Genomic DNA, 17,591 nt, shown 5'->3' with positions numbered 1-17,591 from the left:
GTGAAGAACATATGAGTAATGATGCTTTAATCGACCGCTTACCACCGCAGAATGTTGAAGCTGAACAAGCTGTTCTTGGAGCTATCTTTTTGCGTTCAGATGCTTTGGTGGAGGCAATGGTTTATTTACAGCCAGACGATTTTTATCGGCGTGCGCATCAGATTATTTTTCAAACAATGATCGACTTAAATAATCAAGATGAGATTATTGATGTTGTGACTGTGAATAATTATTTAAAAGCTAATCAGCAAGATGATGACGTTGGTGGCGTTGGTTATATTGCTGAATTAGCAGCTGCGGTTCCTACCGCAGCTAATGTAGTATACTATGCTAGAATTGTTGAAGAAAAAGCCTTGATGAGGCGTTTAATTGCAACGGCTACGAATATTGTTACGCAAACATATACGCAAGAAGACGATGTACCGACATTGCTGGATAACGCTGAACGGCAGATTATGGACGTATCAGAACGACGTAATCGCAGCGGTTTTAAGCCAATTAAAGATGTTCTCAATAATGCCATTGAAGATATTGATAAATTGTATCAGCAAAATGAAGATATTACTGGACTTGCAACCGGATATAATGAGCTGGATAAGATGACCGCGGGTTTGCAGCCTGATAATTTGATAATTCTGGCTGCTCGTCCTGCAGTCGGTAAAACAGCCTTTGCTTTAAATATTGCACAGAATGTGGGGACTAAGTCTGCTCAAACTGTGGCAATTTTTTCGCTTGAAATGAGTGCAGAATCTTTAGTTAACAGAATGCTTTGTGCTGAGGGCAGTATTAATGCTAATCATTTGAGAACAGGACAGTTAAATGATGAAGAATGGAAAAATTTAATTGTTGCAATGGGTTCGCTTTCGCAAGCATCTATTTTTATTGATGACACACCAGGTATCAAAATGGCAGAAATTAGAGCAAAATGCCGACGCTTGGCTAAGGAACAAGGAAACCTGGGCCTTGTAGTAGTTGATTATCTGCAGCTGATTGAAGGAACGAATAAGGAAAGTCGGCAACAAGAGGTTTCAGAAATTTCACGACAATTAAAAAAACTTGCTAAGGAGCTGTCAGTTCCAATCATTGCTCTTTCGCAGCTTTCTCGTGGAGTTGAACAAAGGCAAGATAAACGTCCTGTATTATCTGATATTCGTGAATCAGGCTCAATAGAACAAGATGCGGACATTGTAGCATTCTTATATCGTGACGATTATTATGAACGCTCTGAAAGCGACCAGGACAGCAGCGGTGGAAAACAGGATGACGATTCTCAGGATGTAGGTGAAGTAGAAGTAATTATCGAAAAAAACCGTTCAGGTCCTCGTGGAACTGTTAAACTGTTATTTGTCAAATCCTATAACAAATTTTCATCAGTCGCTTATGTACCGGAAAATCAAAAAGGCTGATCATATAATTTTTATGTAAAATAACAAGCGTTAAATTAAAATTAAGTGTCTTACAAAGCTTAGATAATAAAAGTTTTGTAGGACACTTTTTTAGGTATCTGCAGATTTATTGCTATAAAGATAAATTAATATTACAAGGATTAGTTTAAGTGGATAGGACGAATTTTAAAGAAATAAAGTTCGGTAATTTGCCGATAAAATATTTACTTCATTATAAATATTCGGAATTTACTTGAAAGATAAGCGTACGCCTGATACAATAATCGAGGTTGATGGAGTTATAAATTTTATCCAAATCATTTTATGAGGTGAATGTCAATGTCATCAGTAGTAGTAGTTGGTAGTCAATGGGGCGATGAAGGTAAAGGAAAGATAACAGATTTCCTTAGCCGCAATGCTGAGGTAATTGCTCGTTATCAAGGGGGCGACAATGCCGGGCATACAATTGTATTTAATGGTGAAACATTTAAGCTGCGATTGATACCTTCAGGGATTTTTTATCACGACAAGATCAGTGTAATCGGCAATGGAGTTGTTTTAAATCCTAAATCTCTTATTGAAGAACTGAAATACTTGAAAGACCGTGGAATTGCTACTGATAATTTGCGGGTTTCAGACCGAGCACATGTAATTTTACCGTATCATATACTTTTGGATGGCTTACAAGAAAAAGCTAAAAAAGATCAAAAGATTGGAACAACGAATAAGGGAATCGGTCCTGCTTATATGGATAAAGCAGCACGCATTGGAATTAGAGTTGCAGATCTGCTTGATAAAGAAATTTTTGAAGAAAAGCTGCGTCGCAATCTCGAAGAAAAAAATCGTGAATTTACTCGTTTCTATGATCGCGAGCCACTTAAATTTGAAGATATTTTCGAGCCTTATTATGAATATGGACAGCAATTCAAAGACTATGTGACTGATACGTCAGTTGTCCTCAATGATGCTTTAGACAGCGGTAAACGTGTTTTATTTGAAGGAGCACAAGGAGTAATGCTGGATATTGACCAAGGAACATATCCATTTGTAACCTCTTCTAATCCAGTCGCAGGGGGCGTGACAATCGGTAGTGGGGTAGGTCCGTCAAAAATAGATAAGGTAGTAGGAGTTTGCAAAGCATATACATCTCGTGTTGGTGATGGTCCCTTTCCGACTGAATTAAATAATGAGACAGGTTCTTTTATCCGTGAAGCAGGTCATGAATACGGAACTGTGACTAAACGGCCACGAAGAATTGGCTGGTTTGACAGTGTAGTAATGCGACATGCAAAACGTGTCTCAGGATTAACAAATTTAAGCTTGAATTGTGTTGATGTACTAACTGGTTTAGATGAAGTTAAGATCTGTACAGCTTATAAACTTGATGGTGAGTTGATTTACCACTATCCGGCAAGCTTGAAACAGCTTAGTAAATGTAAACCAGTGTATGAAACTTTGCCTGGTTGGAAGGAAGATATTACACATTGCAAGCGACTTGAGGATTTACCGCTTAATGTAAGAAATTATATTCACCGTATTCAAGAATTAGTAGGAGTCAAGATTTCTACCTTTTCTGTTGGTCCAGATCGTGAACAAACTAACGTTTTAGATAATATTTGGGCACGAATTTAATAATTAAAGATATTTTTAAAAAATGAGGGGCTGGGTCAAAAATTAACTTTTGACCCAGCTCTTCTATTTACTCCAGATAAACGTGTTCCATAAATCAAAATTTTCCGCCTAACCTCGAATTACTCGTAGCAAATTACTCGCTATGTTCGTAATTTCTTGTTAGTACTCAAATTTTACCGACTTATGTCACACTCCCTTCAGCGTTATCTTGAAATAATGATTTCTTGTAACATTCATGTTATGCTGCCCGCAGCCGGCTATTTTTGTCTAACCGTAAACTATTTAAAGGTCTGCAACCTGCCGTATTACTGTTTTTAATATGAGTAATGATTAAAAACCAGCGTTCGAAGTTTTATTGAACCTTGATTTAAAAAAACTTTTTCTAAGAAAACTTTAAACGGCAAGGTTCAACTTAGGTGTATAAAAAAATCGAGGGATTTAATCCTCGTTTTTTTTATAAGAACGGTATAAAATAAAAATGGTACTTATTGTTAAAGTTTGTATAACCTTTATAAATAGCAGATATGGGGAAGTGTAATGATGGCCTATTCAAATGATACCGAAGTAGCAGTTAAAGCAGTGATGAAACAAAGATCGTGTTCGTATGAGGAGGCAATCGCCTTTTTGATCGACATTGTAAAAAAACAGGAAACTCGTTAGGGAACCACTGAAGCCTGCTTGGGTTTATTTATTTTTCCGCCCAACGGGGCAATGTAGAAATTTTCTGATCAAAGGCTTTTTCCTTCAATTGCTGTTTTCTAAAAATTTGTCGTTTTGAATAACCTTGGCAGATCATTATTTCTTCCGGTGTATTAGGAACGATTTCCGGTAATTTAACATCATGTTTCAACACTACAAAAGTTAAAAATGCAGTGGCACCTAAAAAGCGCTTCCCAGTTGTCAAGTGCTCACCGACTATTTTAGCGAAAACCTCGAGGGAACGCTTTCCTACGCCACTTACATAAGACTCAATACAGAAAGAATCATTAAGTTGAAAAGGGGCAATAAAGTTAAACTGGTCTACGGCAGCTGTTGCGGTCTGTGTTCTGCAAAGTCGTGAAGCTGAAATTGAAGCAGAACCATCTAACATTTCAAGTAATTTTCCCCCGTAAACTGTTTCGTGTTCATTAAGGTCACTGGACATTACACGATGGCTGGTGATCGCAAGTGTTTGTTTACATTTCATAAGTTACAGGGATAGGTATTAAATCCCTGATTAGGCCTCCTTTATGTTCTAAGTATATAGTAATCTGTTTAGCAGATTTTGGCGACAGTTCATTGAAAAAACATTCTGTTTCACGTGAAACAGAATGTTTTTAAACTTTAAAAAAACTGCTTCACAATAGCAAATAAAATAAAATTTTTTGATTGAGAGAGAAAACATGCACATAAAAATATTGGTAACGAGTGATATTCATGCACATATTTTCCCGACAAGGTACCGTTCAAGGGATGACCAAGCTGGACTAGGCCTTGCTAAGGCTGCAACATTGATTAAGCGAATACAACATAAAGCAAAAGAAGATACTATAGTGCTAACGATTGACAATGGCGATCTAATTCAAGGCTCGTCTTTAGCAGCATATTTAAAAGAGAACTATACAGAAGGAATCATGCCATTATTTGAGGTAACAAATTTACTACAGTATGATGCCGGTGTAATTGGAAACCATGAATTTGATTATGGTCGTAAATTCTTAAATAAGGCTTTATGCGCATGTCACTACCCAATTTTATGTGCTAATATTTTAGATGAAAAAAATCATTCGTATGGGAAGCCATATATTGTTATTGAAAAAAAGGGGATGAAGATTGCAGTTTTGGGGCTTACAACCCAAAATATTCCTTATTGGGAACCGGAAGAAAACATAAAAGGGCTGCACTTTGTGTCGGCATTGGAAATGGCTCAAAAATACGTTCCTTTCCTAAAACATATTGCTGACATCGTGGTTATTGCATACCATGGCGGTTACGGGGAAAAGCGTATTAAAGGTAGTATCCAAGAGCAGAAGTCAAGAACTAAGGAAAACGAGGGTGCTGCGCTGAGTAAAATTAAAGGTGTCGATGCACTTATAACAGGACATCAGCATCGCCGTATCGCTACATCAATCAATGGAATTCCAACTATTCAGCCGGGACATAATGGTGAATGCGTCGGAGAAATAGACTTGGAAACAACTCATAAGATTGTTAAAAGCGGTTACAGCAAACTTTTAGCAGTAGCACAGGAAGTACCTGACACAGAAGTAAGCAGATTTCTAGGCGCTTTTGAAAAGAAAACTCAAAAGTGGCTTGATAAACCGATTGCTAAGCTTGGCGACGGCTTTCAGATGACAGATCCCAATATGGCTAGACGTAAAGGGCATCCTTTTATAAACCTGCTGAATCAAGTGCAATTACAAGCTACTGGAGCAGAAATTTCGGCTGTATCGCTGTTTAATAATGAAGTAACAGGTTTTTCTACTGAAGTTACAATCAGAGATATTAAAATCAATTATCCATTTGAAAACAAGCTGGTTGTTTTGCAGGTTACCGGAGCCCAGTTGCGTGCTGCTTTAGAGCAGAATGCAACTTACTGGAAGCTGTATAATGATCATGCTATTGTTAATCAATGTACTTTTGGTCCTGCGATACCTTACTATAATTATGATATCTACGCGGGAGTTGATTACACCTTAGATATTTCATACCCAGTAGGCAGAAGGGTACGCTCTTTAAGTTATCATGGCCGTCCTGTAGAAAACAAACAGGTATTTCGGCTTGCAGTCAGCCAGTACCGAGCATTAGGAGGGGGCAGTTTTAAGATGTATTCTCCAAAACAAATTATCGCGGAGCATTCAACAACAATACCTAAGCTGGTCATAGAATATCTACGCGCAAATGAAGATTTGACCCCTGATAAACTAAAGCACAACAATTATCGAATTTTACCAGAATAATTTAAAGGTTTGGGAAAGCTGGAGAACGTTTCACGTGAAATAGTGTCAGTTAATCTGGAAACTTGGTTTAAAAAATAGTTACGCATAAAGTACAATACAAGATTATTTTACTCATTGCAGTTTAATCATAATAGCAAAAAGGCATCCTATTATTTAATAGAATGCCTTTGTTACTGCTCAGGTAGGATTCGAACCTACGACCTCTTGATTAACAGTCAATTATTCTACCACTGAACTACTGAGCAATGTTTTTCAAGACAAATATATTTATACCATATATTTTCAGAAGTGTAAATACTTTTTTGAAAAATACCCTTTGTTCAGTGGAAAATTAATGAACTAAAAATAATTAACTTGTATTAGGAAGGCCCAAAAAATTAGTTTTAAGCTGCTTTTTCTAATCAAACTCTTCATATTCGTTTGGATCTTGGTCATCTATTTTGCCATCTGTTCGAGACAAGGAGTTAATTTTCTTGATTTCCTCAGCAGTTAATGAAAAGTCAAAAACAGCTAAATTTTCTCTTTGATGGTCTAACTTGCTTGACTTAGGAAGCGGAATTATTCCACGTTGAATATGCCAACGTAAAATGATTTGTCCAACACCTTTACCATATTTTTTAGCTAATTCTTTTATAAGCGGTTCTTGTAAAGCAGAACTTCCCCGACCAAGAGGACTCCAAGCTTCTGTTACAATTCCACGTTTAGTATCCTCAGCAAGCATCCTTTCTTGAACCCAGTAAGGATGAATTTCGATTTGGTTAACTGCTGGTGTAACATGAGTTTCAGAAATCAATTTATCAAGGTGTTCGGGTTCAAAGTTGGAAACGCCAATCGAGCGGCATAAACCGAGCTTTTTAGCAGTAATAAGCGCCTTCCAAGCTTCAACATAAAGGCCGCGCTTGGGCAGGGGCCAATGGATTAAGTAAAGATCAAAATATGACAATCCCATACGGCACAAGGACTCTTGGATCATCATTAGTGCATCATCATAGTGATGGTACTTTCCTGGAAGCTTGGAAGTGACAAAAAACTCAGAACGCGGGATGCCAGATCTTCTGATTGCTTCACCAACAATTCCTTCACTATCATAATTTGTTGAGGTATCCAAAAGCCGATAACCATCTTGGATTGCAGAAAGAACTTGATCAATGCCAGCTCCTCCTCGAATTTGGAAAGTCCCCAGACCAATTTTTGGAATAAAGTGTCCATCATTCAAAGTTTTAACAGGGATATTCATAAACCAATTCCTCCTCTAAATATTTCTGTACACTAATAACATATTACTTTGAATTATAAATGTGAAATTAATTGCTTAATAATTTATTGTGTTCAAAGCTAATGCTTATAGCGTTATAAAAACTTAGAAAGTGCTAAAGCCAGCGTAGTGTGTAAATTAGCCCCCCAGTTTTGAGCTTGGGTTATAATCGCATTAAACAAGCATGGAATTGTAGTTAACAGAACATGATACAATTTTCTGGATTATTTTGAAGGTGGGGGTATTATGGAGAATTACGTTGATAAAGAAGCTTTAAATATTTTTAAAAAAATTAAGATGGAATATGCCATTCAAGATGTTTCCTCAGATGAAAAAAGCGCCCTTATAGGCCCAAACTTAAAAAGTGCTCTTTTTTTGGAAAAGGGAACTCAGAAATATATATTACGTTTCTCTGCAGAAACGAACTGGCTGTATCAAAACAAAAAACTTGTGCCTTGCAATCAGAAACAAAGAAAACGGTTTTTTGATGTGACTTTTAGGGAAATTACACCCCTAGTGTTGGTAGAGGAAACAAAGATGCCGCTCAAAGTAATCTTTGATTCTAGAATCTTAAGCAGCGGACTGGTATTAATTGCTTTACAAAATGGAAGAGAAGGAATTGCTATTTCACCGAGCAATCTGCTGCTTTTTTTAAAATATATTAAGCGTCCCGTAATTTTGACAGAAATTTAACCAATTATAAAATCGCTGTTTGAATATGCTGGCAATTTGATAATTAAGAGAGTTAGGAGTTGGGTATCATGGAACAAATGATTGATAAAATCAGAAGGACAGCTGAAACAGAGCCGAAGAGCCCAGAAGAGCAATTTATGAAGTTGATTGAAGAACTTGGTGAAGCATCTCAAGCGTATCTATCTAGTAAAGGTGCTTCAGGAAATAAGTATAAGAAGCTGGATCAAACCAACGTAAAGGAAGAGTTAGTCGATGTTTTACTGGTTACGTACGCGTTAATTGTGAAGCTTGGGGCATCTAACGAGGAGATAGAAGAACTGGTTAATCGCAAGGTCGATAAATGGATTCATAATCAGAATAACTAGTTAAACAAGAAATAAAGATGGAGTATTGAATGAGCTTGCTGGTGAGGATAATTTAATTAACAAATAGCTGGAATAAGTATTTATTGTATTAAGTATGTATTAGTTACATTAGTAAAATTATTTTTATTTAGTTCATAGTTATCATACCTACTAGATTTATAAACTACTTCTACATTATTTTAGTAATTATGAGATCTCGAAGTAACTATTTTTTTGATCAACAACCACTGCCCCACGCAAGTTATTTTTTGGCTTACCTTTTGGCTAACTTTTTTTGATTATTAATGACACTATGTGCAATACAAATTTAATTTAAAGTACAAAAAAACCAGTAACCAAGGCATTTCTGATGCCTAATGATTACTGGTTAGTAAACCTCTGATGGGTGGCGGTGGCCAGGGGAAACGTAACTGTTTCACATGGAACCTTGTTATACCAGAGTTTATAGCGTTTATAACGACTTATAAAATTGTTATAGTTCTCTTTTTGGTTCTCCTTTTAGTTTTCAAGGTAGTTTTCCAACTTCTCAGCTGCATTTCTACTTTGTTTGGCGGTAATGTGACTGTATACTGATAAAGTAACTTCTGGGCTGGCGTGACCAACTCGTAACTGAACGGCTGTAACAGGAACACCAGCAGATAATAGGGCAGATATATGTGAATGCCTAAAGCCATGAATGGTAATAGGTGGCTTCAAGTTATTATCACGTATAATCTTTTTGAGACGTTTTGCTGGTGTATTAAGTGAATGATAACCGTTTTTAGTGTTAGCAAATACTAATTGATGTGGCTGGTTAGTGTTAAAACCTAAAATTAAATATAAGCGTCTTTGTTCCATTTTCCAACGTCTAAGCCAGTAATTAGTCTTACTATCTATCGGTACCGTTCTGCGGCTATTACGTGTTTTAGGAGCTTGTACAATCTGTTTACCACCTTCGCCTTGAGTTAGAGTTTTATTGATCCGTATTGTCTGTTTAGTTAGGTCAATATCATTCCATTCTAGGGTTAAAAGCTCACCTCTTCGACAGCCAACATAGGCAAGCACACGAAACATAGTAAATATATCCAGATTCTTATTAGGATCAATGCAGCTAAAGAAATTATTTAACTGTTCTTTAGACCAGAAGTTAGGTAACTTATCACCAGCGACATCGTGTCTTTTTGGTAGAATGATGTTTTTAGCTGGGTTCCTAGATACATATTCTTGCTTGATAGCATAATCGAAAACAGAAACAGTATAGTTATACCAACGTTTATAATTAGCTGTCACATGTGCATACCAGTCATTCACTGCGGCTTGTATTTCATGTGTAGTAATAGTTGCTATTCGCTTTTCTCCAAAATAGGGGAGAATATGATTTTTAAACATTCCAGCGGTACGGTTCCAGGTACTCTCGCGAACTGTATTCTTATAGTTCAAATACCATTCTTGGTATACCTCTGAAAATAGAATATCCTTTTGTTTCTTGATACCGCCATTACTGGTTTGCACTTCAAATTTTGCGCAAGCTAGAGTGGCGCTTTTTTTGTTCTCAAAACCTCGTTTGACAACGTATTTCTTTTTTCCTGTCTGATCATCAACTCCAACATATAAACGATATAACCACTTAGTACCCTTTTTAGTTGAATACTTTTGAATTGAAGCCATTGTAATTCCTCCATAACGCACAGCTGGCGGCAAGTGTGTTATGTATTAGAAAGTTAAAATGGTAAATCTTCAGATTGAAGTCTAATCCTAGGAGTTGAAAAGTCTTTGTTTAAAAAAGCATCTTCAAAAGTAAATGTAAACTGAAGTTTTCTAAATTTGAATTCGAAAAATGTATCTAGTTGCTTTTTTACATATTTGCTAAAAGTATCATGGCATTGTTCCATAATCTCTTTTTTCACAAATTGTTGAAATCCTGGGGTAAGCTGTTTATTCCAAAAGTCATAAAATTCATCTTTCTGCTTTTCATAACTTTTTTTGTCATCTGCATGGCCAAGCAGAACCTCAAATTTTATTATGTTTGGATGTTTACTACTTAACTCAACTTCATGATCTAGTCGAACTACTAAATCAAAGGTTTTCTTTATGGAGCCAGAAGATTCATTTATACGTTTCTTAAATAAATATAAGTCAAAGTCGAATGGATAAATTTTAGCTGAAACTGAATATGCGTTTTTGTTGTAGTCTTTAAGCCCGTCAAAGACAGTTTCGTGATCTGTTGATACTACTGCCTCAACGTCAAATGGTAAGTATTCAAAAAAATCATTTGGTTCAATATTTAAATATTGGCATAGGGTATTTATTGTTTCTAATTGCAGCATTTTGCCTTCATTTTGTGATGTCGTAGTTATTGTGTTTCTCGATAAATTAGGTATATCTGCTGCTACTCTTGAAATTCGCAAATTTCTTTCAGCTAGTAATTCCTTCAATCTATTTCTAATCATAGTTATTTTACCTCCGCACACTTAATTTAACCCTAATATTAATTATTAACAAGTATTTTTGTCAAAATAGCATTTTAAGCTTGCATTTAATGATATTTAGCAGTATTCTTTACTTGTGTTAATTGACAAGTATTTTTGTCAAATTAACATATAATTCAGTAAAAATAGAAAGAAGGTAAAGTAATGCAAATGAATGTAGAGTTACCAAAAGAATTTGAACAACAGCTTCAACAATCAGTAATTAAAGTTGTTACTGAAACACTGGGTACTTTAAATTCAGATTCAAAGTTTAATGAATATATGGATAAACAGCAATGTGCAACTTATCTAAATATTTCAGTAAGTACATTTAATTCTTGGTTAAAGAATGAAAGTATTCCATTTGCTTTAATTGGTGGTTCATACAGATTCAAAAAAAGCGAGATTGATAAATTTATGCTATCAAAACAAAAATAAAATAGCACAGCTGGCGGCAGTGTAAGCATGAAATTATCAGATAGGAGCATGTGATTATGATTAGGAAGTTTAACCAATATTTTGAAGTTTCAGGGTTCCAAGCATTTTGGTGGGATTTGTTCTTTATATATATGGCTACCATATTAACAATTAATATCGTTTTATTGTTTTTTTAGAAAGGATTGAACTATATGAGGAAGATACAAAAAAAGACCTCACTTACCTACCAAAGTAAAAGTGAGATCCAAGTTGCGAGTATAGCAATACGTATCTTCCTTTAGTTTATCACATTCGGTGAAAAATTGGGGGAAATTAAAATGAATAATCAACTTGTATTTGTTAGAAATTTGTCGGTGAACGCAGAGCCATTTACAACAGACAAAGTAGTTTCTAAATATTCTGGAAACACACTTAAAGAAGTAAAACAAATGATTAAAAAACATCAAAAAGAAATTGAAAGATTTGGAGTTATTACTTTTGAAATGGCTAAACCTCCTAAGGGATCTAAAGGAGGCCGTCCAGTAAAGATTTATCACTTAAATAGGGAACAAGCCACTTTTTTAGTGACTTTACTTGATAACACGAACCAAGTAGTAAATTTCAAATTTAATTTAGTGAAACAGTTTTTTGACAAAGACAAGGAGCTGCAAGAACGAAATGTTAAACGTGAAGCCGGCAAGCTAACCACTAGTTCGTTAAACGATGCTATAAAATCACGTGAGGACTTAGACAGCCACGCTTACGTAAACTTTGAACAACTTGCTTACAGAGCTTCACTTGGTAAGAATGCAACTCAGATTAAACATGAGAGGAGCGTACCAAAAAGTACACCCGCAACTGAATACCTTTCGGCTGCTGAGTTAAACAAAGTTAGTCTTATGAAACAAAAGATTGCTGTTTTACTTGAATTAGGAATGGAATATCAAGCTGTTAAAGCGTTAGTTAGTGGCACAGGCATAAAGACATTGATGATTAATAAAACGCTACGTAGAGCAAGAGAAGAGGCATAAAAATGAAGAAAAGGACACTTTCGAAAAAAGTTGTAAGTTCAAGTGATTTTTTAAATCTGTCAGTTGAAGCACAGGCACTTTATTTTCATTTAAGTGTAACAGCAGATGATGATGGATTTTTAAACACAACCTTATCTACAGCTAGATATTGTGGGATACCAATTAAAACTGTTGATGAATTAGTTAAGAACGGCTATTTAATTAGATTTGATAGGTTCGTTTTTTGTCTTACTCATTGGAGGGTAAATAATAACAAAATTAATCCTGATAGATATAAGTCTACAAAATATAAATATTTTCATTCACTGTTGATAGATAGACAGGGGCAACCATACCAGCTAAAAAAAGAGTTTTCTGACAAGGGGGCTTAAATATGGCACAGCGTAGAATGCTAAGTAAGGTATTTACCGAAGCGGATAGCTTTCTTGATTTGTCTCTTGAAGCGCAAGCTGTATATTTACACCTCAATGTAAACGCAGATGATGATGGCTTTGTAGCTAATCCAAAATCTATCTTAAGATTAATGGGAGCAAAAAAGGAATATTTGAATGAATTAATTGAAGCTGGCTTTGTTATAAGTTTTGATAAAGTAATTGTATTAGTAGATTGGCATGTTCAAAATAATGTTCCAGCAAAAAAATATCATAAAACCCAATATCAAGCCGAATTTAAGCAACTAGTAATTGATGAAAACTGTAGGTATCACCAAAAAAATGAAGCTGGAAGACAACAGGACGACAAAATGGCACCAAAAAGAATCCCAGAACTAGGTCTAGGTTCAGAACTAGGTCTAGATTCAGAATTAGGGTTAGGATCAGAGTTAGAACAAGGACTAGGAAAGGATAGTCTGAAAGGGAAACCTACTAAAAACAAAGAACCAGGAGGCAGCGATGACAGACTGTTAAAAGCGAGTGATAAAGAATTAAAAGATTTGATAAAGAGATACGGACCGACTACAAACTTATTTTTTGGTTGGTTAGTAAGAGATATGGGTATAAAAATATCAGATGAGTTAGCAAATAGAGTTAGGACGCTATGTAAAAATATGGATCCGCAAGGAGTGAATTAAGTTCAAACCCACCCCGCAAGCGGGTCCCCCTCAGCAAAGCTGAGTTATATATTTAGAACATGGGTCTTTAGCTCCTCTGAACAACCGGTGTTAAACAAGAATAGGAGAAAATATTATGATTAAAACAAAAACAATTTCAGCAGGATCAGCAAGTAACTTAGATACACAGATTGCATATTTCCTTAACCATCAAGTATCCGGCAGCAGAGTTATTGATATTAAGTTTTCAATGACTGGTGATGAAACAACTGGAGAATATTGTGCAATGATTATTTACAAATGAGGTGGAATAAATGGCAGTAACACAAAAGCTAGATGAAGAACTAGCCAGACATTTTTGTCGAACACTTAATATGCTTAGCATTGATCAGAAACGCTGGCAACAATTTCAAGAGCATATAGATGAATTAGATGAAAGTTCTAGTCAAATATTGGCTAAAAGTAAAACTAAGCTAAAAAAAGCACTACCGATTCAAGATATCTTTGTCTATCGAAAGTGTCAAAAAAAGTATGATGAAACAGTCCGTGAATATAACTTCTATTGCGAAATAGCGAATGGCGTTAGACAGGACATTATCAATAACTACAAAACTATGGTTGAAGATCTTAATAAGGTAGCCCCTAGCGAATTGAAGTTGATAAATGGCTATAAAAGAATGATTAATGAAATGGAAGCGGGATAAATGAAGAATTATGATGTATCAAGGTTAAAAAGGCGTGTTGCATTTGGTACTATTAAAACAGTTGAAAATGATAATACAGGCGATTATGATACCGAATTTGTACCAGAGTTTACTGTCTGGTGTGGTGATTACACACAGACCATGACGCAGCAGTACACACTCTTAGGTGAGGATATAAAGGCAGTAAAGAGTATTGCTATCAGACACAACGACAAAGTAAACGACAGCATACAGGCGCAGCTAGACGGTGTGGTTTATGATGTGGCAGCAGTCAATAGTGATTCAGATGTTAATGCGTTTGACGTGGTAACATTGCAAAAGAATAGTAAGGTGTGATAGGCATGGCACTACTAGGATTCATAGTGATAGCAGGTTTCTTTATATGGCTAGGTTGGAGGTTCTTAGGAATAGTAATCAAGTATCTAGCAATATTCGCTGGCTTTGTTGTGATAGCTGCTGGTGCTGTCTGTGTTGGAGCATATAAGCTCGTTAGATGGATAGCGAGGTCAAGACAGTGAAACCAATGAAGCAATGCAATCATGCTGGCTGTAGAACGTTAGTACCATTTAATGAACACTACTGTGCTAAGCATAAGCAGGCACTTAACAAGTACAGATACCATAAGCGAATGTATGATTCAGACGAGAGTAAGTATCAACAGTTTTATAAGTCGAGTGCTTGGCGTAAGCTGTCACGCAGATTCCTAGAGAACAATCCAGTGTGCAGGTTGTGCTATGAGCAAGGTGTTATCCGTAAAGCTAATGTAGTGGATCACATCAATGAAGTAAAGGACGATTGGTCAAGACGATTAGACGAGAGCAATTTACAGCCGTTATGCTACGCTTGTCATAATAAAAAGACTAGAATTGCTAAAAAGAAACGAGAACGTAAGGGAATTACTGGAGGTATCTCTAATAAATAAGTATAAGTGCTTAATAATGCTTATAAATAAGTAATTAAAATACTAGCGAGTTGACTGAATAAAAAGTTAGCTCGTTTTTATTTTTAGGGTGTTAAAAAATTTATAACCGTTACAAACGTTGATATATCAATGATGGGGGCTATAAAATTTTGCCAAGGGAGCGACACAGGTACTTTCGTTTTTATGAATATCCCTTTATTTAGTCAAAAAGTTAGTTATTCTAACAGATAGTAAATAATTACTACTACTTATAAATTATAATTAATAATACTTGTATTAAGTAGTTACCTATCGCTAAAGCGAACACTTGTTTGCATTTTTTGCTTAAAAGTGTTAAAATAAGAGTATAATAAGGATTCTGGATATATGTGTAACCGCCTTGCTGTGAAAGCATAGCGGTTTTTTAATGCACAAATTTAAAACGAAAGGAGTAATGACCATTGGGGCGTAAAATAAAACTGCTTGATAACATGGATAAACATTTAACCAACGAGGAAAAAGCACAGCGCAAAGATTTACAGCAAGCGTTGTTTGAATATCCACAGTTAAATGCTAAAGCGCCTGATTGGTTGGCTGGTCGTGCTTTAACAGAGTGGAATAGAATTGTACCGCTGCTAAGAAAAGAAACACCTATCAGTGAATTAGACAGGTCATTGCTGGCTAGTTACTGCAAGCTTTATCAAACTATTCAAACCTGCAGTGATGATATTAAAAAACATGGCCTAGTAGTTACAACTGATAATGGCACTAGAAAAAAGAACCCGTATGTGGATATTATGTCGCAGGCAATAAAAGACATGAAATCTATTGCGGTTGAATTGGGTATGACCATTCAGTCAAGAGCAAAAATGGAGCTTAACAAGTCAAAGGATAAGCAGCCGCAAGACAAGTTTGAGGCGATGCTGCAATGATAAGATATGTTGATGATGTTTTGGCTGGTAAGGTTCCAGCTTGCAATAAAATAAAACAGGCTTGCGAACGATTTAAACGTGATTTAGAACGCTCTAAGTCAAATGACTTTAAGTTTTATTATGATGAAGATGAAGCAAAAAGAGCATGTAAATTCATTGAGTCATTGCCTAAAACAGATGGCAGTAAACTAACCATGCAGCCGTTTCAAGAATGGATCATATCAGAGTTATATGGCTGGCGGGAAAAAGATACAGGATTCCGCAGATATGACCGTGCTTTTATCAGTATGAGCCGTAAGAATGGCAAAACTTATTTAGCGTCTGGTATGGCTGCTAATGGACTTCTAAGAGAAAAGAACCCAGCAATGAATAGACAAGTATTGTTTGTGTCTAATGCGCTGAAACAAGCCAAATTAGGCTATAACATGCTGGCTAGTGGGTTAAGGCAAGTCCGTAAGCAATCTAAGTACATGCGCCAACGGATTAAAGTACAGAAACAAGAAATTGCTGATCTAGAAACTGGCAGTAAGGCTTTAGCATTGGCAAGTGATACCAGTACACTTGATGGTTTTGCTGGTACGACCGTTATTTTAGATGAATGGCATGAAGCTAAAGATAGAAAAGTCTATAACGTATTAAAGTCTGGTCAAGCTAACGAAGATAATTCTTTATTAGCTGTTATTTCAACGTCTGGCCTTAATTTGAATGTTCCTATGCACGCTGAATATGAAATGCTGTCAGATGTACTTAAAGGTAAAGCTAAAGCTGACCGCTATTTTATTGCTATCTGGGAGCTGGACGATAAAGAAGAAGTTTACGACCAAAAGAATTGGATCAAGGCAAACCCATTATTCAGTGAACCACATGTTAAAAAGAAAATGACTGAAAAGCTGCAAGCTGATTTAGATATTGCGATTAAGCAAAACAATACAATTCCTTTTCTGGTAAAGAATATGAATATGTGGCTGCAAGCCAGTGAAGATAGTTATATTTCTGCTGACGATTGGAACGCTGGCAAAGGTGTTCAAAGTGATCTGAATAATCGTGATGTTTACATTGGTGTTGATTTATCAAAAAGCAATGACTTGACTGCTGTTAGTTGGATAGTGCCGACTGGCAACGGTCATTTTTATTGTGACAGTCATTCTTGGGTAGGTACTAAGTACGGACTTGATAGCAAGATTAAACGTGACGGCATTGACTACCGCAGTTTGGAACGTGCTGGTGAGTGTTCTATTACACGTTTAGACAGCGGCATTATTGATTATGATGAAGTTTACCATTATATCCAAGAAATGATTGGCCAACATAATTGGACAGTCAAGGCGATTGCATATGATCCGTATAATTTTGATGCTCTGCTGACTAAATTTGAAAAAGACAGTTATCCATTGTTTGAAGTACGACAAGGTACTAAGACTTTGAATATACCAACAAGAGATTTTAGAGAACAGTTGTATGCTGGCAACATCAAACATAATGGCAATAAGATTCTAGCTTATGCGGTCAATAATGCAATTCTAAAAGTTGATAACAACGGTTGGCAAATTGATAAAGCTAGAAATAGTAACCGAATTGATCCGGTAGCGGCTTTAATGAATGCTTATGTTGCCGCAATGGATTGCTACCAAGAAGAGGAGGCGAACCAACACGCAAACGAATATTATGCGAGTGAAGAATTTTCTTTCTAATTACATTCAAACAATTTTATTAGTCCTGGGTATGCTGTTACTGATTATTGGAGTAGGCGGCTGCTTGGGATTTTTTATTGCGTTGATGTTGGCCGGTGTTGGACTAATTCTACTTGCCTTCTTGATTAATTATGAAAAGAAAGAGAGGTGA

21 protein-coding genes and 1 tRNA gene are annotated in these 17,591 nt (G+C 36.0%); 17 read left to right on the top strand and 5 right to left on the bottom strand.

Features of this window, described 5'->3' with window-relative positions; translation table 11 throughout:
- Positions 1–11 precede the first annotated feature (11 nt).
- The 3 genes from dnaB to FD46_RS10645 all read left to right on the top strand — a co-directional run bounded on the left by dnaB (position 12) and on the right by FD46_RS10645 (position 3,677).
- Complete coding sequence (gene dnaB / locus FD46_RS02385) at positions 12–1,406, top strand: replicative DNA helicase (protein WP_057895585.1); 1,395 nt, start codon at positions 12–14, stop codon at positions 1,404–1,406.
- A gap of 318 nt (positions 1,407–1,724) precedes the next feature.
- Positions 1,725–3,017, top strand: coding sequence for an adenylosuccinate synthase (locus FD46_RS02380; RefSeq protein ID WP_057895584.1), 1,293 nt, complete (start codon positions 1,725–1,727; stop codon positions 3,015–3,017).
- Between the two features lie 537 nt (positions 3,018–3,554).
- Positions 3,555–3,677 (top strand): hypothetical protein, encoded by a 123-nt coding sequence (locus FD46_RS10645; protein ID WP_268872837.1) that lies wholly within the window; start codon positions 3,555–3,557, stop codon positions 3,675–3,677.
- A 28-nt stretch (positions 3,678–3,705) separates the two neighbouring features.
- Here FD46_RS10645 and FD46_RS02375 read toward each other — a convergent pair whose 3' ends face one another.
- On the bottom strand, positions 3,706–4,203 hold the full coding sequence (locus FD46_RS02375) for an acyl-CoA thioesterase (RefSeq protein ID WP_057895583.1): 498 nt from the start codon (positions 4,201–4,203) through the stop codon (positions 3,706–3,708).
- Positions 4,204–4,399: 196 nt separating this feature from the next.
- On the opposite strand from FD46_RS02375, the gene FD46_RS02370 reads away from it, so the two are divergent.
- A complete protein-coding gene (locus tag FD46_RS02370; RefSeq protein WP_057895582.1) occupies positions 4,400–5,956 on the top strand; it encodes a bifunctional metallophosphatase/5'-nucleotidase in 1,557 nt (518 codons plus the stop codon).
- Positions 5,957–6,129: 173 nt separating this feature from the next.
- Here the strand turns inward: FD46_RS02370 and FD46_RS02365 are convergent.
- Together FD46_RS02365 and FD46_RS02360 are read right to left on the bottom strand one after the other, a co-directional pair.
- Positions 6,130–6,201, bottom strand: a tRNA-Asn gene (locus tag FD46_RS02365).
- A 152-nt stretch (positions 6,202–6,353) separates the two neighbouring features.
- Positions 6,354–7,193, bottom strand: coding sequence for an aldo/keto reductase (locus FD46_RS02360; protein WP_057895581.1), 840 nt, complete (start codon positions 7,191–7,193; stop codon positions 6,354–6,356).
- Between the two features lie 264 nt (positions 7,194–7,457).
- On the opposite strand from FD46_RS02360, the gene FD46_RS02355 reads away from it, so the two are divergent.
- Positions 7,458–7,904 (top strand): hypothetical protein, encoded by a 447-nt coding sequence (locus FD46_RS02355; protein ID WP_057895580.1) that lies wholly within the window; start codon positions 7,458–7,460, stop codon positions 7,902–7,904.
- 68 nt (positions 7,905–7,972) lie between these two features.
- Positions 7,973–8,269, top strand: a complete 297-nt coding sequence (locus FD46_RS02350) for a MazG-like family protein (RefSeq protein ID WP_157047072.1) — start codon at positions 7,973–7,975, stop codon at positions 8,267–8,269.
- 498 nt (positions 8,270–8,767) lie between these two features.
- Here the strand turns inward: FD46_RS02350 and FD46_RS02345 are convergent, their stop codons facing one another.
- Together FD46_RS02345 and FD46_RS02340 are read right to left on the bottom strand one after the other, a co-directional pair.
- Entirely contained in the window at positions 8,768–9,916 is a 1,149-nt protein-coding gene (locus tag FD46_RS02345; protein ID WP_057895578.1) for a site-specific integrase, read from the bottom strand.
- 53 nt (positions 9,917–9,969) lie between these two features.
- A complete protein-coding gene (locus FD46_RS02340) occupies positions 9,970–10,698 on the bottom strand; it encodes a helix-turn-helix domain-containing protein (protein ID WP_057895577.1) in 729 nt (242 codons plus the stop codon).
- Positions 10,699–10,881: 183 nt separating this feature from the next.
- Between FD46_RS02340 and FD46_RS02335 the strand changes: the two genes are divergently transcribed.
- The 11 genes from FD46_RS02335 (at position 10,882) to FD46_RS10520 (ending at position 17,591) form a co-directional block, all read left to right on the top strand.
- Positions 10,882–11,154: an excisionase family DNA-binding protein gene (locus tag FD46_RS02335; protein WP_057895576.1), complete on the top strand. Its 273-nt coding sequence runs from the start codon at positions 10,882–10,884 to the stop codon at positions 11,152–11,154.
- Between the two features lie 317 nt (positions 11,155–11,471).
- On the top strand, positions 11,472–12,164 hold the full coding sequence (locus FD46_RS02330; protein WP_057895575.1) for a Rha family transcriptional regulator: 693 nt from the start codon (positions 11,472–11,474) through the stop codon (positions 12,162–12,164).
- A 2-nt stretch (positions 12,165–12,166) separates the two neighbouring features.
- The gene (locus FD46_RS02325) at positions 12,167–12,535 is read left to right on the top strand and encodes a hypothetical protein (RefSeq protein ID WP_057895574.1); all 369 of its coding nucleotides are present in this window, start codon (positions 12,167–12,169) and stop codon (positions 12,533–12,535) included.
- 2 nt (positions 12,536–12,537) lie between these two features.
- Complete coding sequence (locus FD46_RS02320; protein WP_057895573.1) at positions 12,538–13,233, top strand: hypothetical protein; 696 nt, start codon at positions 12,538–12,540, stop codon at positions 13,231–13,233.
- A gap of 115 nt (positions 13,234–13,348) precedes the next feature.
- The gene (locus FD46_RS10325) at positions 13,349–13,516 is read left to right on the top strand and encodes a sporulation protein Cse60 (protein ID WP_157047071.1); all 168 of its coding nucleotides are present in this window, start codon (positions 13,349–13,351) and stop codon (positions 13,514–13,516) included.
- 10 nt (positions 13,517–13,526) lie between these two features.
- Complete coding sequence (locus tag FD46_RS02315; RefSeq protein ID WP_057895572.1) at positions 13,527–13,916, top strand: hypothetical protein; 390 nt, start codon at positions 13,527–13,529, stop codon at positions 13,914–13,916.
- The gene (locus FD46_RS02310) at positions 13,917–14,252 is read left to right on the top strand and encodes a phage head closure protein (RefSeq protein ID WP_057895571.1); all 336 of its coding nucleotides are present in this window, start codon (positions 13,917–13,919) and stop codon (positions 14,250–14,252) included. It abuts the gene before it with no gap.
- Positions 14,253–14,409: 157 nt separating this feature from the next.
- Positions 14,410–14,838, top strand: coding sequence for an HNH endonuclease signature motif containing protein (locus tag FD46_RS02305; RefSeq protein ID WP_057895570.1), 429 nt, complete (start codon positions 14,410–14,412; stop codon positions 14,836–14,838).
- Positions 14,839–15,278: 440 nt separating this feature from the next.
- A complete protein-coding gene (locus FD46_RS02300; protein ID WP_057895569.1) occupies positions 15,279–15,749 on the top strand; it encodes a phage terminase small subunit P27 family in 471 nt (156 codons plus the stop codon).
- Positions 15,746–17,440 carry a terminase large subunit gene (locus FD46_RS02295; protein WP_057895568.1) on the top strand — a complete coding sequence of 565 codons (1,695 nt, stop codon included), beginning with the start codon at positions 15,746–15,748 and terminating at the stop codon, positions 17,438–17,440. Before FD46_RS02300 ends, FD46_RS02295 begins: the two co-directional genes overlap by 4 nt.
- Positions 17,421–17,591 (top strand): hypothetical protein, encoded by a 171-nt coding sequence (locus FD46_RS10520; protein WP_235805539.1) that lies wholly within the window; start codon positions 17,421–17,423, stop codon positions 17,589–17,591. The genes FD46_RS02295 and FD46_RS10520 overlap by 20 nt, the downstream gene beginning before the upstream one ends.

It is taken from the genome of Liquorilactobacillus oeni DSM 19972 (assembly GCF_001436275.1).
In the GTDB taxonomy this organism is placed as follows: domain Bacteria; phylum Bacillota; class Bacilli; order Lactobacillales; family Lactobacillaceae; genus Liquorilactobacillus; species Liquorilactobacillus oeni.
This window is presented reverse-complemented; position numbering and strand designations above follow the sequence as displayed.

Coding starts and splice junctions, on each gene's coding strand:
- dnaB (WP_057895585.1), top strand. CDS start 12: ATGAGTAATGATGCTTTAATCGACCGCTTACCACCGCAGAATGTTGAA.
- FD46_RS02380 (WP_057895584.1), top strand. CDS start 1,725: ATGTCATCAGTAGTAGTAGTTGGTAGTCAATGGGGCGATGAAGGTAAA.
- FD46_RS10645 (WP_268872837.1), top strand. CDS start 3,555: ATGATGGCCTATTCAAATGATACCGAAGTAGCAGTTAAAGCAGTGATG.
- FD46_RS02375 (WP_057895583.1), bottom strand. CDS start 4,203: ATGAAATGTAAACAAACACTTGCGATCACCAGCCATCGTGTAATGTCC.
- FD46_RS02370 (WP_057895582.1), top strand. CDS start 4,400: ATGCACATAAAAATATTGGTAACGAGTGATATTCATGCACATATTTTC.
- FD46_RS02360 (WP_057895581.1), bottom strand. CDS start 7,193: ATGAATATCCCTGTTAAAACTTTGAATGATGGACACTTTATTCCAAAA.
- FD46_RS02355 (WP_057895580.1), top strand. CDS start 7,458: ATGGAGAATTACGTTGATAAAGAAGCTTTAAATATTTTTAAAAAAATT.
- FD46_RS02350 (WP_157047072.1), top strand. CDS start 7,973: ATGGAACAAATGATTGATAAAATCAGAAGGACAGCTGAAACAGAGCCG.
- FD46_RS02345 (WP_057895578.1), bottom strand. CDS start 9,916: ATGGCTTCAATTCAAAAGTATTCAACTAAAAAGGGTACTAAGTGGTTA.
- FD46_RS02340 (WP_057895577.1), bottom strand. CDS start 10,698: ATGATTAGAAATAGATTGAAGGAATTACTAGCTGAAAGAAATTTGCGA.
- FD46_RS02335 (WP_057895576.1), top strand. CDS start 10,882: ATGCAAATGAATGTAGAGTTACCAAAAGAATTTGAACAACAGCTTCAA.
- FD46_RS02330 (WP_057895575.1), top strand. CDS start 11,472: ATGAATAATCAACTTGTATTTGTTAGAAATTTGTCGGTGAACGCAGAG.
- FD46_RS02325 (WP_057895574.1), top strand. CDS start 12,167: ATGAAGAAAAGGACACTTTCGAAAAAAGTTGTAAGTTCAAGTGATTTT.
- FD46_RS02320 (WP_057895573.1), top strand. CDS start 12,538: ATGGCACAGCGTAGAATGCTAAGTAAGGTATTTACCGAAGCGGATAGC.
- FD46_RS10325 (WP_157047071.1), top strand. CDS start 13,349: ATGATTAAAACAAAAACAATTTCAGCAGGATCAGCAAGTAACTTAGAT.
- FD46_RS02315 (WP_057895572.1), top strand. CDS start 13,527: ATGGCAGTAACACAAAAGCTAGATGAAGAACTAGCCAGACATTTTTGT.
- FD46_RS02310 (WP_057895571.1), top strand. CDS start 13,917: ATGAAGAATTATGATGTATCAAGGTTAAAAAGGCGTGTTGCATTTGGT.
- FD46_RS02305 (WP_057895570.1), top strand. CDS start 14,410: ATGGATAGCGAGGTCAAGACAGTGAAACCAATGAAGCAATGCAATCAT.
- FD46_RS02295 (WP_057895568.1), top strand. CDS start 15,746: ATGATAAGATATGTTGATGATGTTTTGGCTGGTAAGGTTCCAGCTTGC.